This window comes from Halorubrum ejinorense, from assembly GCF_039522565.1.
Lineage (GTDB): Archaea > Halobacteriota > Halobacteria > Halobacteriales > Haloferacaceae > Halorubrum > Halorubrum ejinorense.
The window spans coordinates 352,414-376,702 of the sequence record NZ_BAAADQ010000015.1 but is presented as its reverse complement, the minus strand read 5'-3'; the positions used below and the strand labels follow the sequence as shown (position 1 = coordinate 376,702).

25 protein-coding genes are annotated in these 24,289 nt (G+C 67.4%); 16 read left to right on the top strand and 9 right to left on the bottom strand.

Going from position 1 to position 24,289, the window contains the following annotated elements; genetic code table 11:
• Nucleotides 1-15: 15 nt before the first annotated feature.
• Together ABDZ89_RS15255 and ABDZ89_RS15250 are read right to left on the bottom strand one after the other, a co-directional pair.
• Nucleotides 16-987 carry a glycosyltransferase family 2 protein gene (locus ABDZ89_RS15255; RefSeq protein ID WP_343780484.1) on the bottom strand — a complete coding sequence of 324 codons (972 nt, stop codon included), beginning with the start codon at nt 985-987 and terminating at the stop codon, nt 16-18.
• Between the two features lie 84 nt (nt 988-1,071).
• Nucleotides 1,072-1,278, bottom strand: a complete 207-nt coding sequence (locus ABDZ89_RS15250; RefSeq protein WP_464388586.1) for a hypothetical protein — start codon at nt 1,276-1,278, stop codon at nt 1,072-1,074.
• 313 nt (nt 1,279-1,591) lie between these two features.
• On the opposite strand from ABDZ89_RS15250, the gene ABDZ89_RS15245 reads away from it, so the two are divergent.
• The 5 genes from ABDZ89_RS15245 (at nt 1,592) to ABDZ89_RS15225 (ending at nt 7,886) form a co-directional block, all read left to right on the top strand.
• On the top strand, nt 1,592-2,668 hold the full coding sequence (locus tag ABDZ89_RS15245; RefSeq protein WP_343780483.1) for a glucose-1-phosphate thymidylyltransferase: 1,077 nt from the start codon (nt 1,592-1,594) through the stop codon (nt 2,666-2,668).
• A 656-nt stretch (nt 2,669-3,324) separates the two neighbouring features.
• Entirely contained in the window at nt 3,325-4,590 is a 1,266-nt protein-coding gene (locus tag ABDZ89_RS15240; RefSeq protein ID WP_343780481.1) for a glycosyltransferase family 2 protein, read from the top strand.
• A gap of 22 nt (nt 4,591-4,612) precedes the next feature.
• Nucleotides 4,613-5,212, top strand: a complete 600-nt coding sequence (locus ABDZ89_RS15235; RefSeq protein WP_343780479.1) for a metal-dependent hydrolase — start codon at nt 4,613-4,615, stop codon at nt 5,210-5,212.
• A 192-nt stretch (nt 5,213-5,404) separates the two neighbouring features.
• Nucleotides 5,405-6,658 carry a protoporphyrinogen/coproporphyrinogen oxidase gene (locus ABDZ89_RS15230; protein WP_343780478.1) on the top strand — a complete coding sequence of 418 codons (1,254 nt, stop codon included), beginning with the start codon at nt 5,405-5,407 and terminating at the stop codon, nt 6,656-6,658.
• A gap of 199 nt (nt 6,659-6,857) precedes the next feature.
• The gene (locus ABDZ89_RS15225; protein WP_343780477.1) at nt 6,858-7,886 is read left to right on the top strand and encodes an NAD-dependent epimerase/dehydratase family protein; all 1,029 of its coding nucleotides are present in this window, start codon (nt 6,858-6,860) and stop codon (nt 7,884-7,886) included.
• Nucleotides 7,887-8,141: 255 nt separating this feature from the next.
• Here ABDZ89_RS15225 and ABDZ89_RS15220 read toward each other — a convergent pair whose 3' ends face one another.
• Together ABDZ89_RS15220 and ABDZ89_RS15215 are read right to left on the bottom strand one after the other, a co-directional pair.
• The gene (locus tag ABDZ89_RS15220; protein ID WP_343780476.1) at nt 8,142-8,597 is read right to left on the bottom strand and encodes an NUDIX domain-containing protein; all 456 of its coding nucleotides are present in this window, start codon (nt 8,595-8,597) and stop codon (nt 8,142-8,144) included.
• A gap of 145 nt (nt 8,598-8,742) precedes the next feature.
• A complete protein-coding gene (locus tag ABDZ89_RS15215; protein WP_343780475.1) occupies nt 8,743-9,294 on the bottom strand; it encodes a metal-dependent hydrolase in 552 nt (183 codons plus the stop codon).
• Between the two features lie 304 nt (nt 9,295-9,598).
• Between ABDZ89_RS15215 and ABDZ89_RS15210 the strand changes: the two genes are divergently transcribed.
• Both ABDZ89_RS15210 and ABDZ89_RS15205 read left to right on the top strand, forming a co-directional pair.
• Nucleotides 9,599-10,318 carry an SDR family NAD(P)-dependent oxidoreductase gene (locus ABDZ89_RS15210; protein ID WP_343780474.1) on the top strand — a complete coding sequence of 240 codons (720 nt, stop codon included), beginning with the start codon at nt 9,599-9,601 and terminating at the stop codon, nt 10,316-10,318.
• A gap of 125 nt (nt 10,319-10,443) precedes the next feature.
• The gene (locus tag ABDZ89_RS15205; RefSeq protein ID WP_343780473.1) at nt 10,444-10,614 is read left to right on the top strand and encodes a hypothetical protein; all 171 of its coding nucleotides are present in this window, start codon (nt 10,444-10,446) and stop codon (nt 10,612-10,614) included.
• 31 nt (nt 10,615-10,645) lie between these two features.
• Here ABDZ89_RS15205 and ABDZ89_RS15200 read toward each other — a convergent pair whose 3' ends face one another.
• A complete protein-coding gene (locus ABDZ89_RS15200; protein WP_343780472.1) occupies nt 10,646-11,143 on the bottom strand; it encodes a cupin domain-containing protein in 498 nt (165 codons plus the stop codon).
• Nucleotides 11,144-11,225: 82 nt separating this feature from the next.
• On the bottom strand, nt 11,226-11,582 hold the full coding sequence (locus tag ABDZ89_RS15195; RefSeq protein ID WP_343780470.1) for a DsrE family protein: 357 nt from the start codon (nt 11,580-11,582) through the stop codon (nt 11,226-11,228).
• A 144-nt stretch (nt 11,583-11,726) separates the two neighbouring features.
• Between ABDZ89_RS15195 and ABDZ89_RS15190 the strand changes: the two genes are divergently transcribed.
• Nucleotides 11,727-12,512: a TSUP family transporter gene (locus ABDZ89_RS15190; protein ID WP_343780469.1), complete on the top strand. Its 786-nt coding sequence runs from the start codon at nt 11,727-11,729 to the stop codon at nt 12,510-12,512.
• 33 nt (nt 12,513-12,545) lie between these two features.
• Here ABDZ89_RS15190 and ABDZ89_RS15185 read toward each other — a convergent pair whose 3' ends face one another.
• Entirely contained in the window at nt 12,546-13,277 is a 732-nt protein-coding gene (locus ABDZ89_RS15185) for a DUF547 domain-containing protein (RefSeq protein WP_343780468.1), read from the bottom strand.
• Nucleotides 13,278-13,377: 100 nt separating this feature from the next.
• Here ABDZ89_RS15185 and ABDZ89_RS15180 point away from each other — a divergent pair, with 100 nt between their 5' ends.
• The 4 genes from ABDZ89_RS15180 to ABDZ89_RS15165 all read left to right on the top strand — a co-directional run bounded on the left by ABDZ89_RS15180 (nt 13,378) and on the right by ABDZ89_RS15165 (nt 17,119).
• Nucleotides 13,378-13,896 (top strand): peroxiredoxin family protein, encoded by a 519-nt coding sequence (locus ABDZ89_RS15180; protein WP_343780467.1) that lies wholly within the window; start codon nt 13,378-13,380, stop codon nt 13,894-13,896.
• Nucleotides 13,897-13,899: 3 nt separating this feature from the next.
• The gene (locus tag ABDZ89_RS15175) at nt 13,900-14,862 is read left to right on the top strand and encodes a prenyltransferase (RefSeq protein WP_343780466.1); all 963 of its coding nucleotides are present in this window, start codon (nt 13,900-13,902) and stop codon (nt 14,860-14,862) included.
• A 236-nt stretch (nt 14,863-15,098) separates the two neighbouring features.
• Nucleotides 15,099-16,082: a S49 family peptidase gene (locus tag ABDZ89_RS15170; RefSeq protein WP_343780464.1), complete on the top strand. Its 984-nt coding sequence runs from the start codon at nt 15,099-15,101 to the stop codon at nt 16,080-16,082.
• On the top strand, nt 16,079-17,119 hold the full coding sequence (locus ABDZ89_RS15165) for a hypothetical protein (protein ID WP_343780463.1): 1,041 nt from the start codon (nt 16,079-16,081) through the stop codon (nt 17,117-17,119). The genes ABDZ89_RS15170 and ABDZ89_RS15165 overlap by 4 nt, the downstream gene beginning before the upstream one ends.
• Before the next feature lie 70 nt (nt 17,120-17,189).
• On the opposite strand, the gene ABDZ89_RS15160 is transcribed toward ABDZ89_RS15165, so the two are convergent.
• Nucleotides 17,190-17,933 carry a competence/damage-inducible protein A gene (locus ABDZ89_RS15160; protein ID WP_343780462.1) on the bottom strand — a complete coding sequence of 248 codons (744 nt, stop codon included), beginning with the start codon at nt 17,931-17,933 and terminating at the stop codon, nt 17,190-17,192.
• Nucleotides 17,934-18,832: 899 nt separating this feature from the next.
• On the opposite strand from ABDZ89_RS15160, the gene ABDZ89_RS15155 reads away from it, so the two are divergent.
• A complete protein-coding gene (locus tag ABDZ89_RS15155; protein ID WP_343780461.1) occupies nt 18,833-21,307 on the top strand; it encodes a penicillin acylase family protein in 2,475 nt (824 codons plus the stop codon).
• Nucleotides 21,304-21,642 (top strand): hypothetical protein, encoded by a 339-nt coding sequence (locus ABDZ89_RS15150; RefSeq protein WP_343780460.1) that lies wholly within the window; start codon nt 21,304-21,306, stop codon nt 21,640-21,642. The genes ABDZ89_RS15155 and ABDZ89_RS15150 overlap by 4 nt, the downstream gene beginning before the upstream one ends.
• Nucleotides 21,643-21,663: 21 nt before the next feature.
• On the opposite strand, the gene ABDZ89_RS15145 is transcribed toward ABDZ89_RS15150, so the two are convergent.
• Nucleotides 21,664-22,029 (bottom strand): cupin domain-containing protein, encoded by a 366-nt coding sequence (locus tag ABDZ89_RS15145; RefSeq protein ID WP_343780459.1) that lies wholly within the window; start codon nt 22,027-22,029, stop codon nt 21,664-21,666.
• Between the two features lie 142 nt (nt 22,030-22,171).
• On the opposite strand from ABDZ89_RS15145, the gene ABDZ89_RS15140 reads away from it, so the two are divergent.
• Nucleotides 22,172-23,113, top strand: a complete 942-nt coding sequence (locus ABDZ89_RS15140) for a DUF7260 family protein (protein ID WP_343780458.1) — start codon at nt 22,172-22,174, stop codon at nt 23,111-23,113.
• Between the two features lie 87 nt (nt 23,114-23,200).
• Entirely contained in the window at nt 23,201-24,277 is a 1,077-nt protein-coding gene (locus ABDZ89_RS15135) for a ring-cleaving dioxygenase (protein ID WP_343780457.1), read from the top strand.
• Nucleotides 24,278-24,289: the final 12 nt, after the last annotated feature.

Genomic DNA, 24,289 nt, shown 5'->3' with positions numbered 1-24,289 from the left:
ACACGCCCCCGCCTGCTATCCGGAGAGTTCCTCGTAATCCCGGAACTCAACGCCTTTGTAATGGTCATACGCACCGAGCACCGTCGATCGGATCGCCCGTCGGTTCCCGGACACTGCCCACCAGATCGACAGGAGAGATCGGTACGCCAGAAGCGACAGGTACAGCGGGAGCCGGCGAGCCGGCGAGAGGTTCTCCTCGGCGAACTGGAGCTTGTTCCTGGTCTTGTGGTAGATGCTAAACGGCGAACTCGACCCTGTCTCGCCGACGCGGTGGTATATCCGGGATTCGGGTGCGACCAGCACCTTCCACCCTCTCGACCACGCCTTCCAGGCGAGGTCGACGTCGTCCATCCCGAGGAAGTACCGTTCGTTCAACAGCCCGACCTCCTCTAAGAACTCCGGATTCAGGAGTATCAGACAGGCCTGTACGAAATCGACCGGATAGGGCTCGTCGGAGACCGGTTCCCGGTGTAGTTCGCCCTTGGCCGCGAGCCACGGGTGGAAGACGTACCCCGCGTTGTGAATTTCGCCGGAGTCGGGCAAGAGATTCACGCCCCCGACGGCGGCGACCCTGTCGTACCGCTCCATCGCCTCGACCAGCGGCGTCAGGAAGTCCGGCCGTACGAGGGTGTCGTCGTTGAGGAGCAGCACGTAGTCGGCTCCCGTGTCGAGCGCGTGGGAGATGCCGACGTTGTTTCCCCGGGCGAATCCGATGTTCTCGTCGTTGACGACGAACTCGCACCAGCCGTACTCCCGCCGCAATCGATCGACCGAACCGTCCTCGGAGCCGTTGTCGACGACGATGACGCGATGGTTGTCGTAGTCGACCGACCGGAGCGAATCGAGACAGTCGGCGGTTTCCTCGTAGTTCTCCCAGGTCAGAATTATGATAGCGACTGCGGGTCCGGAGGCGGACGAGTCGGCCGCGTCGGTCCGCTCGTCGCCTCGCACAGGCGCCGTGGCTTCGGACTCTGTCGAGTGGCTCATTGGTTCGTCTCCTCTGTCAGTTCTCCGGGCAAGGGCACTTTGGTAGGTGGTACATTCCGTAGCGAGGCGCCCGACACGCGGGTCCTACGAGCGGAGGAACGGCTCGTGGCCGAGGCGAATCGCACCGAACCGGTCGGCTAACCGCTCTTGTGGGATCGTCTCCGGCTCGCCGTCGAACCGGTCGCGGTTCTGCTGTTCGCCGAGCCCCGATTCAGGAATCGGCTCGCTATCGATCCCTCGACGGACTTCGCCGACAGTCTCGATGGTCCGAAGAGACGGTGACGCGTACACGCCGTCGATCGGTGGTCCGTACTCGATGAACCGCCGCCCAACGCGCCACGCGGGCTACCGACCGATTTCGGTCGAATACGGGCCGCGTGAGCGCTCGGCGTTCGCTCCCCAGTTCGGGTCGACACCGTCTGCTTGTTGGCCGTGTCGGACGGCCCAGATGACGTTGAAACGTCTCGTCTGTCCGTTTCTACTGGTTCTTCAGGAGGGCTAGGAGGTGTTTTAGCAGTTCTTGCTACGGCCCGCTTATTTTACAATCAGTCAACTAGACCGTGCCCACCAAAGACACTATATCTCTCGGTGAAATGACGGCTCTATGAAAGCTGTAATCCTCGCCGGCGGGTCGGGAACGAGGCTACGACCGTTCACCAACGCTACGCAGAAGCAGCTGTTGCCCGTTGTGAACAAGCCGGTCTTAGAGTACGTCATAGAAGATCTCAAACAGGCCGGGATTGACGATATCGGAGTCGTTCTCGGCGGTGACTTCCCCGAAAAGGTCCGTGAACGGATGGGTGACGGTTCGGAGTACGGGGTTTCGTTGACGTACATTCATCAAGGTGAGCCCCGGGGGCTGGCAGATGCGGTCCATTGTGCGAAGGAGTTCGTAGATAACAGCCCGTTCGTCGTGTACTTCGGTGATACGATCACAGGAGGCGACGTTACTGCCGAGTTAGTCCGTGAGTTTGAGTCGAGCGAACACGAAGTGGGAATTATTTTGAAGGCGGTGGATGACCCGACGCGATTTGGAATTGTAGATTTGGACGAGGAGGGCGAAATCCGACGGATACTGGAAAAGCCGGACGATCCCCCGACGAATTTAGCGTACATCGGTGTCCAAGCGTACACGCCGACCGTATTCGACATCATAGAGGGTCTCGAACCGTCCGACCGAGGCGAACTCGAGCTCACTCACGCGATTGATGCGTTGATATCGGAGTATGAATCGTACTGGACAGAGACAACTGAGCTATGGATGGACGTCGGGACGGTTGACGATCTCCGCAAAGCGAATCGGTATTTCTCTGAATCGCTGGTTCCGAAGATAGAAGGCGACGTTTCCGATGGGGCCGAGATAACTGGCAGAGTTCGCCTCGGCGAAGGAACTACCGTTGAGGCGGGTGCGGAGATCCGGGGACCCGTTCATATCGGAGAAGACACGTCGATCAGCGGTGATGCTAAGATCGGTCCATACGTCACCGTCGGAAACCGATGTGAGATCGGAAACGCGGATATTCGCTCGACCGTGATCATGGATGCCGTTGAGACGGATTTCGATTGTACGCTTGCGGAAAGCGTAATTGGCCCACGATCGTCTCTATCTGGCACCCAAGACCGGACGACCTCTCTGAATCTTACCATCGGTGCCGACTCGTCGATAACTCTCGGCGAGTGACGCAGTAGGCGGCATTGACTGCGGCACACGTCTTCAATTACGGAGAGAATCACGTGACTGCGGCGGTGTGTCCGGGCCGCCCTTCGAGCGGGACGCGGAGGCGGTACGCACAGCAAGACCTCCGCAGCGGGAATCATGCGACGGCTCACCGTATTGTCTCCCTCTGAGTACTCGAAGGACACGGCGTGGTCGAACGCGAGGCCAGATTCAGATTCTCGGCCCGACACGCGCGTCCTATCAAGGGGAGAGCGGTCAACGGGAGCGGCCACACCCCACCGGCGGGAGCGACCGGACGACGCGTTACGACTCCGCTTTGATCTCGCGGATACGGCTCTCCGGAGGCGGGCGATAATGACCCATCAGCGGTCGTATCTCGTCGGCAAGCGTTCGGTTCGGGATTCGTAGTCAGTCGTAAGGGGACGGTTACCGCCGATTCACGATCGATCGCAAAGCCGGCTGTTGCGATCCCAAATCAGCGCGGTACTCCGAGATCGGTGAGTAAACACCGGATACCGGCCCGCTGAACCGGTAAAAGACGGATAACTATCACCTGCGATCGAATTATCGTCGGGTGACCAATCGGATATGAGCCAAGACAAGCGCGACATCAACCCGACCGACCCGGGCGATCGTCTCCTACTCCGAGAGGAAAACAGATGAGCGATACCATCCCAACCGGTCAAGAAGACCCTGCTCTCGTCACTCCCGAGTCGAGGGATCAGGAGGGGGACCATCCGGACGTCTCGGACCTGCTCTTACAGGCCGACAGCAGTCAGGCCCCGGTACTGAGCGTGGTTATGCCGACGCTCAACGAGGAGAAGGGGGTCTACGTTTGTATTCAAAAAATAAAACAAGCGATCGTCGAACTCGGCGTTCCCACGGAGATCATCATCAGCGACAGCTCGACCGACCGGACGCGCGCGATAGCGCGCCACGAGGGGGCGATCGTCGTCGAGCCGACCGAGATGGGGTACGGCAACGCGTATCGATACGCGTTCGAGCGAGCGCGCGGCGAGTACATCGCCATGGGAGACGCCGACGTGACCTACGACTTCACGTCGCTCCCGAAGCTGCTGGCCCCGGTCAGGGACGGCAGAGCCGATATGGTCCTCGGAAGCCGTCTCAACGGAACGATAGAGAGCGGCTCGATGCCTTTGTTACATAAATACGTCGGGAACCCGTTCCTGACGTGGTTTCTGAACGTGTTCTACGACGCTGGCGTTAGCGACGCCCACAGCGGGTTCCGAGTCTTCACTCGCGACGCGCTCGACCGGCTGGAACTGTCGTCGGGCGGGATGGAGTTCGCCAGCGAGATGCTGATGGAAGCGTCGGTGAAGGGCCTCCGCATAGAGGAGGTCCCCATCGTCTACCACGAGCGGGAAGGCGACGCGACGCTCCACAGTTTCCGTGACGGCTGGCGCCACGTCCGGTTCATGCTCGTCAACACTCCGGGACACATCTTCTCGCTCCCCGGGACGGCCCTCGCCGTGGTCGGGTTGGTATCGTTGGTGCTGTCGGTCAGCGGCGCACAGATCGGCCAGTACTCGCCCGGCGTACTGACGACCGTCGCGGGCGGGTTGGCCCTCATCACCGGCTTCCAGTTCTGGTGTCTCGCGGTGTTCAGCGCAACGGCCGACACCGGCATTCGCGCGCCCTCAGACCGGCTCACTCAGTGGGCGAAAGAGCACGTGCGATTGGAGCACGGAATGAGCGTGGGGGTCGGCGTCAGCGCACTCGGACTGGCGTACCTCGGCTCGGTTCTTCTGACCTGGGCGACGGCCGGGTACACGGCGCTTCCGTCCCTGAAAACTATCGTCATCGCATTCATTTCGGTAGTCCTCGGGATGCAGATCCTGTCCTCGTCGTTCTTCCTGAGTGCGCTCGGGAGCGCGGGGTGGGACCCGCAGAATGGTCCGGGATGAACCTCCCTGAGTTCGTTCCCTGATGCTCCCGCACGCACATCTGGCCGTGGGGTATCTCTTGGCTTCGGGAGTCGTCCGTGCGACTCGGCGTCGATCGATGACGCGCCGGGAGGCGCTGCTTGTGGTCGCGGGCACACTGCTGCCGGATCTCATTGACAAGCCGCTCGCGCTCGTGGTCGGCGGTCCGTTCGCGAGCGGGCGGACGGTCGCCCATTCTCTGCTCTTCGGGATCCCCGTCGTCCTCATCTTCCGTACCGTCCTCCGGCGTCGTCGCGGACCGGCGGTCCCGGTGGTGCTCTTCGCGGTCGGATACGCCTCTCATCCGTTTCTCGACGCGTCGGTCTTCCTCGTTCAAGGGACGCTCGCGAGGGACCTCGTCGAGGTCGGATTCGTTCTCTGGCCGGTCGGGCTCCCGGCGGACGGGATCGTCCGATTTCTCGAACGATTGCCGGCAGCCGATCGAGCCATCGAGGCGAAGCCGCGCTGGACCGCGCGGCACGTGCCGAGCGGAGCACGCCTCAGTCGATGGATCCGCGTAGTCGAACTGGCACTCGCCTCGGCGGCGACGGTACTCTGGCTGGCGGACGACGCCCCGGGAGTCGAAGCGCTCCGGGACCGGTAACCTCGGCATGCGACAGCTCCCCCGTGCTCCACGCGACCGGACTTCGGGACCGCGGCTCGCAGTCGGCTCGGCCGAGACCGTCCGCACACGTTGCGCCGGCCGTGAGATGCGCGCCGGCGAGCGTGAAAACGACACCGACGAGCGGCCGTAAGCTGTATATAATTTAATGAGTCCACGCTGACTCCTCGAGTAATGGTAGACGTCACGATAATTGGTGCCGGTGTCGCGGGGTGCTCTACCGGCTTCCTCCTCGAGAGGGAGGGCTTCGACGTGACCGTCGTCGAGAAGGACGCAGTCGGCGGGCTGTTACGCGAAATCGAGTTCGAAACCGGCTACCACTGCGATTCCGCCCCCCACTTACTGTTTTTCGACGAAGAGGAGGAGGCGGAGGTCGGCGAGCTGTTCTCGGAGTTCACGCAGATCGAGCACAACGACTTCTACGCGGCGACGTACCCGCGGGGCGATCTCGACGACCCGCACCACTACCCCGTGAGCAAGCAGAACATCGACAGGTGGGACGACGCGGACCGGATCCGAGAGGAGCTCGAGCAGGCGCCCGGGAGAACCGACGCCGAGTTCTTCGAGGAGTACATGAAAAACCAAGTCGGAGAGACGCTCTACGAGCGGTACAACCGGAGCTACACCGAGAAACACTGGGGGATCGATCCGAAGCGGATCACGGGCGACTGGTTCGACTTCAAGATCAGCTTCCCCGAGGAAGAACAGGAGTTCTTCGGAGGCGGTGCCTACTACCCGGACGACAAGTACACGGACATTCTCCGGTCGATGATCGCCGATTGCGACCTCGTCTTCGACGGAGTGACCGGATTGGAGACGGACGGCGATCGGATAGTTGCCCTCGAAACCGAGACGGGCGACCGGATCGAGAGCGACCTGTTCGTCAGCACGATCGACCCGAGTATCATCGTCGACACCGACGAGTCCTTGGAGTACCGGAGTATGGTCATCCTCGGTGCCCACGTCGATGCCGACGAGTCTCTGTTCCCCGACCACGTCGACTGGGGCTACTTCCCGAATCACTACGACTTCACCCGGATCACCGACTACGAGTTCGTCCCGCAGGAGACGCCCGCCGGGGAGTCCATCCTCACGGTCGAGTTCCCCTGTTTCATCGGTGACGACGTCTGGTCCAGCGACGAAAGCTGGTACGCCGACTACCTGCTCGAGTTCCTCGACGAACAGGGCATCGACGCCGAACTGCTCGATGCGACGGTCCGCCGAGCGCCGCGTGCGTACCCGCTGCCGGTCACCGAGGAGATCGAGAAGTTCGAGCGGATCAACGGGAAACTGAGCGCGTACGAGAACATGTTCAACCTCGGTCGAGTGAGCACTTACGAGTACATCTGGATAAAGGACATCGTCCAGCAGGCCTACGAGACCCGGGAGAATATTCTCGCGGAGCGCCGAACCGAGGCGGACGACTGACTGCGGCGCCGACCCGGACGTTCGCTTTTGACACCCCCCGAGAGAGCGACGGGAACTCTCGGCTACAGACGCCCGGTTCCCGCGACGCTGGACATTCCGTGCGTATCCCCCTGCGGCGAGAGAGTTAGGGGGGTACTACGGACTGATAGCAAACTCATTCTTAAACCAAATTAGGTGTTTCTGCCCGGTAGCTGATTCGATGACAGTAACCAACGCGGACCCCTCGAAAGACGTGTTCATCACAGGGATCGCCGGGTTCCTCGGTAGCCACCTCGCGGACGCATTCCTCGAGGAAGGACACACTGTCGCCGGCAACGACAACTTCAGTGGCGGGTACGAGTCCAACGTTCCCGACGAAGCGGAATTCCACGAGATCGACTGTAAGGACGTCTGGGAGATGAAGGAGGCGGTAGCGGGAGCCGACGTGGTGTATCATACCGCCGCGTTGGCGTACGAGGGACTGAGCGTCTTCTCGCCGGCGCGAGTCAACCAGAGCATCTACCAGTCGACGTCCGCGACCCTGGCGGCCGCCGCCGACGCCGGTGTCGAGCGGTTCGTCTTCTGCTCCAGTATGTCTCGGTACGGCGAAAACGAGACGCCGTTCACCGAGAACATGGAGCCCCGACCCCAGGACCCGTACGCCGTGAGCAAGGTGGCGGCGGAGGAGATGGTCGAGCTGATGGCCGACGTTCACGGGTTCGAGTACGTCATCGCCGTTCCGCACAATATCATCGGTCCGCGGCAGCGCTACGACGATCCGTTCCGTAACGTCGCCGCCATCTTCATTAACAGAATGCTCCGTGGCAAGCAACCTATCATCTACGGAGACGGCGAGCAGAAACGCTGTTTCACGTTCATACAGGACAACGTGCGTCCGCTCCGGAAGCTCGGTTCCCACGGCGACGTCACCGGCGAGGTCATCAACATCGGTCCGGACGACGAGTTCGTCTCCATCAACGAGTTGGCCGAGACGATCGCCGACATCCTCGACTTCGATTTGGACCCTATCTACAAACCCGACCGACCGCAGGAGGTCAAGTTAGCGAACTGTTCGGCCGACAAGGCCCGAGATTTACTCGACTACGAGACGGAGTACACATTGCGGGAAGGCCTGGAAGAGATGATCGATTGGATAGAAGACCAGGGAGCGAAGGAGTTCGACTACCACATCGAGTGCGAGATCGTCAACGAGCAAACCCCGGAAACGTGGACTAACGAACTGATCTGAGCCGCCTTCGTACGACGCGAGACGACGATACCGTACCGGCACCGAGTCTTTCGCTTGCGGTGACCGGTCAGCTAACTCCCGATCGTATACAGACACGGAACGAGCGACCGTCACCCGTCGCGACCGGTCTCGTCTCGGAACGCACGATATCGGGTTCTGACCGGGTAGGAGTCGACAATCGTGTCGAAACCCGTCCGGAGAACCTCCGCAAACGTTCGCTCGTCGGTTCAGGGTAAGCACACGCCCCGCCCGTGGTCAGAGGAGGTCGTTGTCTTCGAGGTAGAGACGGACGTACTCGTGGAGATCGTCTTCGACCTCCGTGAGAAATCGGTATTGGGAGTGCTGTTCGTCCAACACGATATCGTACTCCGCGCGGGCCGGCTCGACGTGGAACACCGAGTTGACCGTGTGGCGACTCGGCGACCCCCTCGTTGGGCTGTCCGTCCAAAAGTGGGCGTAGGGGCCGTACTGGTCTATGATATGAACCTCGATCCCCAGTTCTTCCTCGGCGATTCGGTGGGCGGCGTCCTCCAGCTTTTCGCCTTTGTACAGCCGGCTTCCCGGCCAGAACCAAATTGACGGCTCGATGTCGCGTTTCGCGACGAGAATGCCTTCCTCGGATTCGAATATCAACTCGACACAGATCTGCGGCATTCGCGAAATGAACTGCGAGAACAGCTCTTCGGGGATGTATTCGTCGTGAACGTCCATCGATACCCGCAGGAGACAGTCAGAGCGGACTTATTTTTATTTATATTTTGAACAGTACCATCGGTTGGAAATATAGCTCGACGGCGGACGGAGCTACGCCGGCGAGGGGGGGGGGGCTGATGAGGTCCCTCGAAACCTGTAGATGTTAGGAACGACGCCGCGTCACGAGAGCCGCGAGCGTCGCCACGCCGGGCCGTCCGTCGTAGAGCCACGCGCCCACCGCAAGCACGGTGAGAACGCTTCCGACCGACGAGAGTTCCGCGAGTCGGAGGTCGAGGAAGAAGCCGAGAACGGTTCGTTCCATCTCGCCGGGATACCGATAGGCGGGAGTGAGCGGCCAGAGCAACGCCCCTAACGGTTCCCAGTCGCGTGCGACGACGGCGGGGGCGACGTCCGCGACGATATGCGTGAGGAGACCGAGTAGGAACGCGCCGGCTTCGGACTGGCGATCGTATCGTCGAGCGAACCGCCACGCGAGGACACCGATCGCTCCGGCAATGAGCAGCGAGTGTCCCAGGCTCCGTCCCGAGGGGAGCAGGCCGAACGACCACGCGAACGGTTTATCGATCAAGTCCGGTAGCTGGGTGCCGACGGCAAGCGAGAGCACGGCGGGGCCCGCCGGTGGTCGCCGATGCCAGTGGCGAGTCGCCGCCGTGTAGCACAGATAACCGACCGCGGCGTGGCCCCACGGGAGCATACGCGCCACTCCCCGGTGTGATGTAATCAACGTATTGATGTCAACGAAGAAAGCGCTGATCGAGCTCTCCTCGGGAGTCCTACGGGATCACGAACACAGTCGGGAGTTGCCTGCCGTGTGTCAAATAGTAGGGCTTCGCCGTTCTCGTGCCCGCGCGGCGGTCCACTGTCCCAGAGCGGGGTCCGGCAGCGCGAGTCCCGACGGGCGGACCCGCCCACTGAGGTCGGCTCGACGCCGCGGTACTCACCGGCGAGCGGCCGCGCCGGAGACCACGGTTTTCACCCGGCGTCCCCTACGACACGGCATGGCACGCACTGCCGTCATCGCCGGGGTCGGTTCCGGGCTCGGAGCGTCGCTCGCGCGGAAGTTCGCCGCGGAGGGGTGTCGGGTCGCCCTGTTCGCCCGTTCGACGGAGTACATCGAAACGCTCGCGGGCGACCTCCCGGACCCCGGTGAAGGGCTCGCGGTCACGACGGACCTGAGCGACGTGGAGGCGATCCGAGACGGCTTCGAGACGGTTCGGGAGGCGTTCGGTCCGATCGACGTGCTCGTCAACCACGCGAGCGCCGCGTCGTGGACCGGCCTCATGGACACGAGCGTCGAGGCCTTCGAGGAGGCGTGGGCCGTCAACGGCCGCGGGGCGTTCGTCTGCTCGCAGGAGGCCGTCGACGACATGCTCGACGCGGGCGGCGGGACGGTGATCTTCACGGGCGCGACCTCGGCGGTCCGAAGCCGCGGCGGCGCGATCGGGTTCACGGCCGCGAAGTTCGCCGCACGCGGGATGGCGATGGACGTCGCCCAGGAGTTCGGTCCGGAGGGGGTCCACGTCGCCCACGTCGTCATCGACGGACAGATCGACTCGCCCGACGCCCGCGAGCGACAGCCCGACCGCGAGGGCGAGACGTTCCTCGATCCGGACGAACTGGCAGAGACCTACTGGCACCTCGTCGAGCGGGACGCCGTCGGCACGCAGCCGTTCGAGGTCCACGTCACGAACGGCCCGAACCCCTCCGAGTTCATCTGAACAGCCCGCTGCGAGGGCCGTCGAACCGTCAGATCCGTCCGCCCCGGCGGAGGTGTGCGTCGCCCGCGCACCGACCGGCCACGGTTTCGTCGTCGGAGCGACAGTGTGAGGAAATAGCTGCCAAGATGACCCGCCCGGACTGCGGCGAGACCGCGGAATCGATCGGCGACCTCGACCGCTCCGGAACGGTCGCGGAGATGGACGGAAACGACGGCGGACGGATCGAGCGCTACGAGAACCTCGACCGCTTCATCTGTTCCGTCTGTCGCAAGCCGCTCGGGGCCTTCCGGTCCTGAGTCGGTTCGCGGACCGCGTCGCAACCGCCGCTCAGGGCACCTCCCCGCCCATCGATCCCCGGACCCAGCGTCCCGTCTCAGCGCCGCACTCGACGCAGTTCGCGACGACGGCGTCCTCGGCGCCGGACGTGGCGGTCAACTCGGCGTCCGTCTCCGCGTCGCACGCCGCGCAGTAGCGCAGTTTCACTTGGTTTCCGTACTCCAGCGGCGCGCCGATAGCGAGCGCACGAACGGGCTCGTCGCCGCGGTTCCACCCGCGCTGGAACTCGCCGCGGTCGAACCGCACGGCCTCGTTCGGCCCCACGTCGACCGGCCCGTCTTCGGTTTCGAACGTCGCGGTCCCCGAGATGACGTAGAACGCCTCCTCTTGGACCTCGTGGCTGTGATACGCGAACGCGAAGCTGTCGCCGGGTTCGAGCTCGTAGTAGTTGAGCGCGACGTCGGTGAGACCGAGCGCGTCGGTGAGCGGTCGCATCACGGCGGCCGGCTGGATCGAGTTCTCGACGTCGTCGACGCTGACGCGTTTCATGCTCGCCCGTTCGCGGTGGGTCGGCTAAAGGGTGCCCCGCGGCTCTCGGGGCGCAGCGAGCGGAGCGGCTGACTGCGGCCGCTCAGAACGTGATGATCTCGTAGTCGTCGTCAACGAGCGACCGGATGCTCGGGTGTCCGTCGTACTCGGCGAGGGTGGCGAGGCCGGCGTCCTCGACGGCCTCTGCGACGCCGAACGCCCCGGAACAGTAGTCGCAGACGGCGGCGTCGTCGCGGACGGCCTGATACAGTTCGTGGTAGTCGCTCTCCTCGTCTTCCAGCTCCGGGATCCACTGCGTCCCCGCGCCGTCGAAGATGAGCTCTAGCTCGTCCCCGTCGTTCTCGGCGAACTCCTTCGCGGCCTCCAGCGCGTTCGCGAGGCGACCGTAGTCGGCGTGCGACTCGTTCCCGGCGAGGATCACGATTGCTGCTTTCGTCATCGTGTCCCCGTGTATCGGACACCGGTACAAAAACCGGCGGCGGCTGTGCGTCCGCGTCGCCGAGTCGCCGGGGAACCGCGGCGGGACGTCGTCCGCGGCGCACAGCCAACGGCGGTTTATCACCGACCGCCCCGTCTCGACGGTATGACGCTCGCGCTCTCGACGGAACTGGCGGCGGCGGTCGTTCTCGTCGTCGCGGTCGCGGGCGCCGTCAACGGGGTCGCGGGGTTCGGCTTCGCCGTCGTCGGAACGATGGCCCTCGCCACGACGCTCGACCCCGCGGTCGCCGTCGCGTTCATGATCGCCCCGATGTTCGCCGTCAACGTCGCGCTCGTCGGGGAACTCACCCGAGAGGAGCTCCGCACCTGCGGGCGGCGGTTCGCGCCGCTGCTCGTCGCCGCGCTCGTCGGCACCGTCGTCGGGATGGCGCTGCTCGACCGCCTCCCCGAGGCGCCGGTGCGCGTGCTCCTCGGGCTCGTCTCGCTCGGCTTCGTTGCGACCGCTCAACGCGTCGTCCCGCTGCCGACCCTCCCGTCGGCGGGCGACCGCGGCCTCGCGGGGTCGCCCCCGGTCATGGCGGCCGTCGGCGCGGTCTCGGGCGTCCTCTTCGGGGCGACGAACGTCGGCGTCCAGCTCGTCGCGTACGTCCGGAGTTTCGACCTGTCGCACGGCTTGTTCGTCGGCGTCGTGGCGCTCGTGTTCGTCGGGATCAACGGGCTCCGCGTCGGTGCCGCCGCAGCGCTCGGCCTCTACCCGGACGCGGGGTTCGCCCTCGCGTCCGCGGCCGCCGCGGTCCCCGCGGTGGCCGGCGTCGCGGTCGGGAAGCGACTCCGCGACCGAGTGAGCGAACGACTCCGCCGCGGGGTCGTCCTCGGACTGTTGACGGTGATCGGCGCCAGACTGGTGCTCGGCGGCGCGGGCGTGCTCTGACGGAGAGCGGGGTCGGTTCGCCCCCTCGGCGTCTCACTCGCGAAACGCATCGAGCGCGAGCGACCAGTCGTACTCGCGGTAGCGTATCCGCGAAACGGCGTCGGGGTCGACGAAGCCGTACTCGTCCAGCAGTCGGCGGATCCCGCTCCCCCCGCCGAAGTCGCCCCGGTACCAGAGGAGGTGTCGCGGCACGTACGCGGTCCCGCCCTCGACGACGGTCTCGCTCCGCAGGTACTCCTCGGCGGCGGCGTCGAGCGCGGCGTCGACCGTCTCGCCGTCGTACGCGAGGACCGCCGGACAGGAGGCGGCGCCGCAGTTGAGCGCGAAGTGGATCCGGCAGTCGCGGTCGGCGAGCCGGTGCCGGCGAACGAACGCGGAGGGGAACGGGTCCGGAACGTAGCCCAGCCCGTACTTCCACTGCGAGCCGCGGAGGATGCCGTGTTCCATCGCGTCGAGGCTCAGCGCCTCGCCGGCGACGGTGACGAGCGGCGCCGAGAAGAACCGCCCCCGGTTCTCGAACCGGTCGGGGTCGGACAACAGCGCGTCGCCGGCCGCGGCGTTGTACGCGTTCAGCCAGAAGGCGAGCCGCTCGTCCGCGTCCAGTGCCTCCAGGTCGTCCGGATCGAGCGCGGCGAGGCGGTCGCGGGCCGCGCCGACGTCGACGCCCGCGTTCGGTCCGACGCGGACCGCCCGGAGGAACTCCCGTGCGACGGCCACGGGAGACGCGTCGGGGGTGTCGGCGCGTCGGGACTCCGGCGGCGTCATGTCACCGTTAGCCGCGCCGAGCCGGTATAGCCGATGCGGTCGGGCGTCGCGCGCGCCAGACCGACCCCGAGGTTATGCCTCGTCGTCGCGTGGATCGCCTATGAGCGACGCCGACGCCGCCGTCGAGCGGGTGCCCGACTTCGAACTGCCCAACGTCGCGGCCGGGCCGGACCCGTTCTCGCTGGCCGCGGCCGCCGCCGACCCGGATACCGACGCCATCGTTCTGCTGTTCCAGCGGGACTACCACTGCGGCAACTGCCGGAAGCAGGTCCAGGTGATCGCCGAGCGCTACGACGAGTTCGCGGCCCTGAACGCCTCGGTCGTCTCCATTCTCCCGGAGCCCGTCGAGCGCGCCCGCGAGTGGCAGTCGTCGTACGACCTTCCGTTCGCGCTGCTCGCCGACCCGGACGCCGACGTGAGCGACGCCTACGACCAGCCCGTGCGATTCGGCGTCCTCGGCTCGCTCCACGACCTCGTCGGGCGGATGCCGGTCGCGATGGTCCTCGACGTGCGCTCCGGAGAGCCGGTCGTCGCGTACACCTACGAGGGCCGGATGCCCGCCGACCGCCCGGAGATAGACGACCTGCTGGCGGAGATCGACTCGCTCCGCGCCGACTGACGGATGAGCGCGCCCGGACCCGGAACCGTCCTCGTCGCGCTGTGGCGGATGTCCCGGCCCGCACAGCTGGCGCTGATCGCCCTCGTGTACGCCCTCGGCGTCGCGATGGCGGTCGGCCGGGGCGCCGCGTTCGACCCGGCGCGCGTCGGCGTCGGACTGGCCGCGCTCCTGCCGGTCGCCGCGAGCGTCCACTACGCGAACGAGTACGCGGACGTCGAGACCGACGCGCTCACCGACAGGACGCCGTTCTCCGGCGGGAGCGGTGCGCTCGGCGAGACCGACATCGACCCCCGGCTCGCGCTCCGCGCCGCGGTCGCGACCGGGGTGATCGGACTCGCGGTTCTGGCCTTCGCCGTGCTGTCGACCGGCGCCCCGGGAGCGTCGGCGCTGCCCGCGCTGCCCGCGCCGTCCACCCTGCCGGCGACCGCCGCGGCGCTGCTCGTCGGTATCCTCGCCGTCGGCTGGCAGTACTCGGTCGGACCGCTCCGGCTCGCGTGGCGCGGGCTCGGGGAGGCCACGAACGCCGCCCTCGGCGGCACCGCGCTCCCGCTGTACGGGTTCGCCGTTGTCACCGGTCGCGTCACGACCGCGGCCGCGCTGGCGACCGTCCCCTTCGCGCTCGTCGTGTTCGTGAACCTGTTGGAGACGCAGTGGCCCGACCGCCGGGCGGACGCCGCGGTCGGGAAGCGGACGCTCGCGACTCGGTGGTCGGCCGGTCGGCTTCGGTGGGCGTACGTCGCCGGGCTCCTGGCCGCGGTCGGGACGGGAGTCACGCTCGCCGGCCGGGTGTTCCCGCTCCCCGTCGCGGTCGGGACGCTCGCGCCGATGGTCGGACTGCTGCCGGGCGCGGCCCGATTCACGGACCGAGAGGAGCCGCTGTTCGCGGTCGTGACGATGGTGGGCGTCGCCGTCGCGTCGACGGCCGGTTGGGCGGTCGTCGCCGGGGTTCCCGGCGGGCTCGCGTAGCCCGCGGCACCCGACGGCCGACCCGCGTCTCGCCGTCGCTTGCGGCACCTGACGCCCGACCCGCATCTCGGCGTCGCTTGCGGCACCGGACGGCCGCTCCGCGTCTCGCCGTCGCTTGCGGGGTCCCGACGCGAGACCACGCGACCGCGGAGCCGGCGACGGCCGTCCGAGACTCGATTTCTCCGCGTTCGTTTCCGGAATTTTTATTTTTCGGTTGCCGCACGTATCACTCGCACATGTCAGACAAACAGCCCTCCACGGCCCTCACGTCACGGCAGCAGCTCGCCGTCGTCGTGTTGGCCGCGGCACTGGTCGGTGCCGTACTCGCGCCGAGCGTGTACGCGGCGACCAACGACCCGGACGATACCGTCGCCGTCGTCGAGATCGAGGGGCCCGTCAACGCGGCCCTCGCCGACGACGTCGAGAGCGAACTCGCAGACATCCGCGCCAACGAGTCGGTCGGCGCGGTGGTCCTCAAACTGGACACGCCGGGCGGCGCCCCCGTCGCCTCCGAGCGGATGTACAAGGCGGTCCAGCGGACGAGCGAGCAGATGACCGTGATCGCGAGCGTTCAGTCGATCAGCGCCTCCGGCGGCTACTACGCCATGGCGCCCGCCGACGAGATCTACGTGCTGCCGACCTCGACGGTCGGGAGCATCGGGCTGAACGCGCCCGCCCCGCGGTCGACCGCGCCGACCGAAGGCCCGAGCGGCCCCGACAAGCGCGGCAGCAACGAGATCCAGCGGTGGGCCGAACAGCAGACCCTCGCGGACACCTTCGTCGACGCCATGATGGCCGAACGCGGCGAGGAGTTCCAGATGCCGCGCGATGAGGTCGCGAAGGCGGACGTCTACCTCGGCACCGAGGCGGTCGAGAACGGCTTCGCCGACGAGATCGGTTCGCTCAACGAGGCGATCCACGCCGCCGCCACCGAGGAGAGCCTCGGCGAGTACGAGGTCGACACCCGCGAGACCGGCCCGGACACCGCCTTCCCGATCCTCTTGCGGACCGACACGCAGGTCGTGGCGGTGTACGCCAACGACCCCGGCTACGGCGAGGTCGAGCCGATGGGGCTCACCTACGTCCACCTGGGAGCCGTGCCGCACGTCGACACCGTCGAGCGGTTCTCGCGGAGCGACCTCGACGTGGGCGGCGGTGACGGAACCGGCACGGACACGACGAACGACACGGCGCGGCTCGCCGGAGGTGTCGGCGCATGAACCGGGCCGTCACGCTGGCGGCCGCGTTCGTCGTGACGCTCGCGGCGGTCACCGGCGGCGCGGCGGTCACGGGCTACGTGACCGCGGACGGCGCCGCGCCGACGCCCGAGATACAGAACGAACACTACGTCGACGGCGACGCGATCGCGAACGACACGCCGGGGCAGGCGACCGTCGAGATGGAGTCCACGGCCCGCTCGCAGACGGTCCTCGTCGACCCCGGCGTCGAGGCTAGCGGTGCGGTGCCCGCGAGCCCGCTGGCGCTGCTCGGATTCGGCGGGCCGAGCGTCGCCGACCGCGACATCCGACCGCTGGCGAACGCCCTCATCGAGAACGGCCACGAGGTCGGCGTCTACGTGCCGGATCCGAACCAACAGCGGCAGCGTGCCGTCCGTCCCGGCGGACAGGCCGGACCGACGCAGCTCGGCGAGCGCCTCGCCGAGGCCGACGCGTTCGTGACGTTCCGGACCGACTACGACCAGGCCGAACTCGCCGAGATCGAGTCGTTCGTCGAGTCGGGCGGCCACGTGATCGTGGCGACCGAGCCCGGCGCGGCGTTCGACCAGCCGGGCGCGGCCGCGCTCGACTCGACGCTCGACGTGACGACCGAGCCCGGCTACGTGTACAACATGGAAGAGAACGACCTGAACTACCAGCGCGTGTACGCGGAGCCGGTCGCCGAGTCCGACGCCGCCCTGACCGAGGGGGTCGACCGCGCCGTGCTCCCGTCGGCGACCCCGGTCGGGACGACCGCCGTCGGCACCGAGGTCCTCCGTCCGATCGAGGGGAGCGAACTGTCGACCACCCGCGCGTCCACCCGGGCGTCGCTGCTCGTCCGGAACGACGACGTGGTGATGATCGGTGACAGCGACTTCCTCTCGCCGCAGAACGCGGGGCGCGCCGACACGGACGTGCTGATCGGCAACCTCGCCGACTTCCTCGTGACGAACGACCGGACGCCGCCGGGGTCCGGCGGCGCGACCGGCCCGACCGCGCCCGGACCGGAGCCGCCGAGCGGTAACGAGACGGCCGGCTAACCCGAGCCCGCCTCGCGGGCGAGTCGCGACGCGCTCGCGGCCCGCTCCGCTCGGTCGAACTCGATTTTTTTCAGTCCCAGTCCCGCGAGACCGGCGTCTCGCTCGCGTCGACGTTCGCCAGCAGCCACGACGCGGCGGCGTCGAGCGCCTCGTCGGCGGTCGCGGTCACCTTCAGCCGGTTGTGGTCGGCCTCGCGGTCGGGGTAACAGCCGACGGCGACGTCGAACCGGTCCATCGCCTCCCGCAGCGCGGGGACGATGTTCGACTCCGGCTCGACGGTGTAGAGGAACCGCGAGCGCCTGTCGCCCGCGAACTCGTCGGCGACCGTCTCGAAGGTGGCCTTCAGTTCGTCCGGGATGCCGGGCATGACGTAGACGTTCTCGACGACGCATCCCGGCGCGAGCCCGGCCTCGGTGACCAGCGGGCGGCCTCCCTCGGGAACCGACGCCTCGGCGGCCACGTCCACGTCGAACTCGCGGTCGGGGACGCGCTCGCGGATCGCGGCCAGCCGGCGCTCGACCGACTCGCGCGTGAGGTCGGTGGGGACCATCTCCCGGTCGAACGCGTCCGCGACCGCCTCCATCGTCACGTCGTCGGGCGTGCTGCCGATCCCGCCGGTGACGATCACGGCGTCGAACGCGGCGGCGTCCTCGCGCACGTGCTCGGCGATGAGCGCACGGTCGTCGGGCAGCGAGAGGATCTTGCCCACCGCGACGCCGCGGTCGCTCAACTCGCCGGCGAGCCAGTTCGCGTTGGTGTTCACCGTGTCCCCCGAGAGCAGTTCGTCCCCGACCGTGATCAGCGCGACCTCCATCGAACGATCCTTCGGCCGGACGACGGATGTACGTTTCCCGAAAACCGACCCAAACGGCTCTGTTGAAATTCTTCGACGTTGATATTTCTCAGCCCACGTGCTGAATATAGAGGGTGTATGTTACAGCCATCGGCGCTCATTTCACCCGTCGAAGACTGAGTCAGCCACGGAGCGAGAGTGGAAATAATCGAGTGAACGGAGTGTGAGGGTGAAACGATATCGAGACCTACGCTGACGAATCGTTTTGTGGCCGTTCGACAGATCGCTGTGAGGGAGATAGCGACGAGAAAAGACGGTCTCGAATCAAGAGATCTTCATCTCCGAACGGAAACGCGAGAACGACTGCGACCGCTCTTTCGCCTGTCTCAAGTCGCTGGGAGCGAGCCACGTCGTCCCACCGTGCGAAGACCCGATAATCACCGACTCGATCGAAGCCGTCAAACTCGACGACTTCGCCCGGTTCCAGTTCGTACGTTTCCCAAAAGACCGGGTCCGATTCGCTCTCGAACAACACGCTGAGGGACTGCTGGCTTTGCGTCTCATTCCGGAAGGTGGTGTATCGGACTTCCGAGGTCCGAAATTCGTCGACAAATTCTGATCCGAGGGTCCAACTAAAGACTCCACCACAGGCACCAACGAGGGCAGAGAGCATCTCCCGACGTTTACTCATTTATATCAATGCTCATGTGAGACGGGTAAATCTCTTCTGCTGGTTCTACAGTTCGGCATCCGATTCAGACGAACTGTAGAGTCACGATCTGTGATGAGTCTCCGCTGTAATTGAGAAGACGTCATCGGTCGACTCGCGCCCCGCATTCAGCACGCCGTTCGTATCTGGTTCGGAGGACTTCAACGAGGCAATCCAAATGATAATGAGGGATCGCGACCCTGGTTCGGAGGTGACACGCGACACCACGCGCCGCGCGGTCCTCGCGAGCGTCCTCGCGGCCGGCAGCGCCGGGTTGGCGGCGAGCGACGCGGCGGACCTCCTCGACTCCTTCGCCCCGCTGTCTGGCGAGACGTGGGACGCCGCCGACCGGTCGCTCCCGGAGAGCGTCGAGAGCCCGCACGGGGCCGCGAGCGTCGCCCGCGACGAGTTCGGGGTGCCGCAGATCGAGGCCGACGCGGAGCCCGCCGCGTACTTCGCCGTGGGGTACTGTCAGGCGTTCGACCGGCTGTTCGCGATGGACCTCCAGCGGCGGGTGATGCGCGGCCGGCTCTCCGAGGTGATCGGCGCGGCGACGCTGTCGAGCGACGAGTTCAACGTCGCGATGGGGTTCGCCGACGCCGCCGAGGCCACCTGGGGAGTCGTCGCCGAGAGCCGCGCCGGCCCCATCGTCGAGGCGTTCGTCGACGGCGTCAACGCGGCGATGGACGACCTCCCGCTCCCGCTGGAGTTCGAGCTGATCGGCTACGAGCCCGAGCCGTGGACCCCGGTCGACTCGATGCTGATGGAGAAACAGATCTCGTGGACGCTCACCGGCGACTTCGGCGAACTCCGCCGCGCGCTGGTCGCCGACCGCTTCGGCGCGGACCGCGCGGCGACGCTGTTCCCGCGCCGGTACGACCACGACGACCCGATCCTCGACGGGACGGAGACGCGGCTCGGTGAGGCGAACACGGAGCGAGCCAGTGTCGACGGGAGCGACGAGACGACGCCGGCCGAGACCGAGTTCGAGTCGAGCGGGCGGACGGGCGGTTCGACCGCCCCCGTCGAGCCGGAACTGACCGACTGGCTCTCGGGCTTCGAGTCGCCGACCGGCGTCGGCTCGAACAGCTGGGTCGTCTCGGGCGAGCACACCGAAAGCGGGACGCCGATCGTCTCGTACGACCCGCACCTCTCGCTCCAAGCGCCCCCGCTGTGGTACGAGCAGTCGGTCGAGACGCCCGAGCGGTCGGTCCGGGGGGCGACGTTCTCGGGCGTCCCGTTCGTCATCGCGGGCGCGAACGACAGCGGCGCGTGGTCGTTCACCAACCTCGGCGCCGACGTGCTCGACTGCTACCGGTACGAGACCGACGACGCGGGCGACCGGTACCGCTACGACGGCGAGTGGCGCCCGTTCGAGGTCGACGAGACGCGGACGATCCCGGTCTCGGACGCCGAGGACCGCGACCTGCGCGTCCGCCGCACCGTCCACGGGCCGCTGATCGAGCGCGAAGAGCAGACCGTCGGCGTCGCGTGGACGGGTCACACCGCGACGCGCACCACGGTCGCCATCGAGGCGTACGGCCGCAGCGAGGGGATCGACGACCTGCTCGAAGCGACTCGGGACTTCGACTTGCCGACCCAGAACCTCGTGTACGCGGACGCGGACGGTCGAACCCTCTACTACGCGACCGGGCGGCTCCCGATCCGGCGGACCGACGGCGAGGTCGTCGACGGCGACCGGGTCTTCGACGGCTCCGCCGGCGAGGGGGAGTGGCGCGGGTTCGAGCCGTTCGGCGAGTCCTCGTGGGAGGGGTTCGTCCCCTTCGAGGAGAAGCCGCACGCGATCGACCCCGGCGTCCTCTCGACCGCCAATCAGCGCCCGATCGACGACCCGATCCACTACGTCGGCGTCTCCTACGCGACCCCGTACCGCGGGGCTCGGATCGCGGACCGACTGGACGCGGCGGTCGGGGAGGACGGCGACGCGACCGGCGCCACCGACCCCGACTTCCACCGCGGCCTCCAGAACGACGTGCGCGACGGGCGCGCGGCGCAGTTCGTGCCGGAACTCGTCGACGCAGTGGACGGGCTGTCCGACCCCGACCCGTCGCTCGTCGGCGCCGCCGACGCGCTCGACGAGTGGGACTACCGGATGGACCGCGACTCCGACGCCGCGCTGATCTTCGCCCGCTACCTGCCGGCGTTCCGCGAGCGCGTCTTCGGTCCCGCGTTCACTGAGGCCGACCTCGGCGAGTCCTACTACCCGAGCGACTGGACGCTCGCGCGGCTCCCCGACGACGACCCGCTGTTCGACGACCGCTCGCGGGGCGACCTCGCGGTCGCCGCCCTCCGCGACGCCCTTGACGAGATCGGCGAGACGGGGTGGGATCTGTACGGCGACTACAACTCTACCCGGGCGATGGACCACCCGCTCGGCGGGGAGGCGCCGTTCCTGAACTACCCCGAGCGACCGGCCGACGGCTCGCCCGCGACGGTGAAGAACTACCGCGTCGAGTCGGCTGTCGGGTCGAGCTGGCGCATGGTGGTTCGTCCGGGGACGGACGCGACGGCGGTCCTGCCGGGCGGGAACTCGGGCGACTACTTCTCGGAGCACTACGACGACCAGCTTCGGCGCTGGCTCGGGAACGACCAGCGACCGATGCCGCTCGGGGGCGGCGGCGACCCGACGGTTCGCTTCGAACCGTCGACGGAGGGGTCGCAGTGAGCGACCTGACCTCGCTCCTCGACCGCGTCAGGACCGAGCCGCGATCACACGCGGTCGCGGTCGTCGGGGCGCTCTTCGCCGGCGTCGCGCTCGCGTCGGTCCACTGGCTCGGTCTCGTCGCGGCCGGCGCGCTCGCGTCGCTCGTAGCGCCGACCGTGCGTCGGGGGGCAGCGTACGCGCTCGGCGCGGGCGCGGTCTGTCTCGCCGCGTTCGCGGCCTCGCTCGGCCCGGCGGCCGCCGCAGTGCCGGGGATGCGGCCGATCGTCTACGTCACGGTCGGCGCGGGGCTGGCGCTGCCGCTGTTCGGGTCGCTCGCCCGGGCCGTCGCCAGGTGACTCGGTCCGGCCGCTCGCGACTCAGTCCAGCCGTTCCAGGTCGGTCACGGTCTCGTCGGTCTCGACGTCGCCCGTGTTCCGCGTCTCGCTCGGCTCGAACAGCAGGATCTCCGCCTCGGGCTCGGCGACCGGGCGATGCTCGGTCCCGCGCGGGACGATCGCGAACTCGCCCTCTTCCAGCACCGTGTCCCCCTCCTCCCGGAACTCGATCCGGAGCCGGCCGGAGTGGACGAGGAACAGCTCGTCGGCCTCCTCGTGGCGGTGCCAGACGAACTCCCCGTCCGCCTTGGCGAGTTTGACCGCCTGCCCGTTGAGTTCGCCCGCGAGCCGCGGGGACCACGTCTCGTCGAACGAGTCGAACGCCTCCGTGAGCGACACCGGGTCCATACTGCCGGTCGACGGCGGAGCGTGAAAACCGCTGTCCACCGGGCGGGGCGATATATACCGCTCGGGAGCGGTCCTGAGCGCTCGTTTCGCCGCGGTACGACTCATATAAGCGTTTACGAGGGGCGTCGGCGTGCCGCAATACATGACAGCGACTCGCACGGGAGAGGCGGACGACCCGGTCCGAGCGGCGCTGGCCGCCCTCCGGGTGGAGCGGCGTCGGACCGTCGACGAGCGACAGGCCTTCGAGACGTTTCGGGACCGCGTGTCGTCTATCCCCGACGAGAGCGGGAGCGTCGACCCGTCGACCGCGGGCCCCGCCAACGGGGGCGGCGGCGCGAGCGGCGGCGTCGACCGCGCGGTCGGCGGCGGGGCCGTCGACGCGTTCGGGGACGCGCTCGGTCGCGGCACCGATGAGATCGGCGACGGCGTGACGGCGGCCGCCGGGTCCGGGCTCGTCGCGGTGCGCGACGCCTACCGGGCCACCGTGATGTCGGTCCCGCACTACGAGGTAGAGTACGACGACACCTACGAGCGCAGCGTCGCGGCGGAGTTCGGTCCCGAGATGGCGTACGCCCTCACGCGAACGACGAACTTCCGCGCGGAGTACAAGCGGTCGCTGCTGACCGCGGCGTCGACCGCGATCGAAGAGCGGGAGTCGTTCCTCGACGCCGTGGAATCGGAGGTCGAGTCGGTCTCGCGCGCCGGCTCCCGGCTCGACCCGGTCCGGTCGGAGGTCGAGGCGATCCGCGACGAACTCGGCGGCGGTGACGAGCGAGACGAAGAACGCGACGGCGACGCCGACCGAAACGGGCACCGAGCGGCGCCGACGTTCGGCGCGCTCGACGCCTGTCGAACTCGAACGGAAGCGCTCAGAGACGACTGCGACCGGATCGCCGCCCGGCGACAGCGAGCGATCGCGGACAGCGAGCGACGGCTCGCGCTCGACGACGGCCTCGACCTGCCGGCGTACTGCTATCAGGACCTCGACGCCACCTACCCGGTCCTCGCGGCCGTCGGGGCGGTCGGCGCCGACCTCGACGCGCTCCGGCGACGAATCGAGCGGTCGATGGGACGAGCGCGCTGACTCGGGAGACCGCTCGTCGACCCCGATCGCGCCCCGGTAACATCCGTGTCCGCGCCGATTCAAGTCGGTCCGGGACGTACGGAGGGTATGAGCGACACGCCAGCCGACGCCGGCGCGACCGACGCGAAAGCCGACTCCGGGAGCGCCCCGGGGGACGGTCCGACTCCCACCCCCGGAATCCACCACGTGACCTGCGTGGCCGGAGACCCGCAGGCGAACCTCGACTTCTGGGTCGAGACGCTCGGCCTCAGACTGGTGAAGCGGTCGATCAACCAGGACGACCCCGGCACGTACCACTTCTTCTACGGCGACGCCGAGGGGACGCCCGGCACCAGCATGACGTTCTTCCCGTGGTCCGACCTCCCGGACGGGACGGTCGGCTCGGGGCAGGTCTCCCGCACCGCGTTCCGCGTCCCGGAGGGCAGCCTCGACTACTGGGAGGAGCGGTTCGACGAGCGCGGCGTCGACTACGACGCCCGCGAGGAGCGGTTCGGCGAGACGGTGCTCCCCGTCCGCGACCCCGACGGACTCCCGATCGAACTGGTCGCGGTCGCGGTCCCCGAGGACGACCCGACGACGGCGTGGACCGCGTTCGTCCCCGAGTCGGCGGCGATCCGGGGGTTCCACTCGGTGACGCTGTGGATCGACGAGCCGGAGCGCACGCAGCGGCTCCTGCGCACGATGGGGCTGACCGAGGCCGACGCCGAACCGGACGCGACGACCGACGGCGACCGCACCCGCTTCGCGGCGACCGGGTCGGTGGGCAAGTACGTCGACGTCGTCGAGACGGACCGGCGGGGGAGCTCGGGGCGCGGCACGGTCCACCACGTCGCGTTCCAGACGCCGACCGACGCGGACCAGTCCGCGATGCGCGAGGCGGTGGCCTCGATGGGCCTGCGGCCGACCGGACAGATCGACCGCCACTGGTTCCGGTCCGTCTACTTCCGCGAGTTCGCCGGCGTCCTCTTCGAACTCGCCACGAGCGACCCCGGGTACGCCAGCGACGAGCCGGCGGACGCGCTCGGCGAGCGGCTGGTGTTGCCCGGGCAGTTCGGCGACCGACGCGAGGCGATCGAGGCCGGGCTCCCCGACGTGACGGTGCCCCGCCCCGAGGCGTCGGAGGAGTCCAGCTCAACCGAGGCGTCGGCCGAGGGCGACGACTGAGGACCGAGCCTT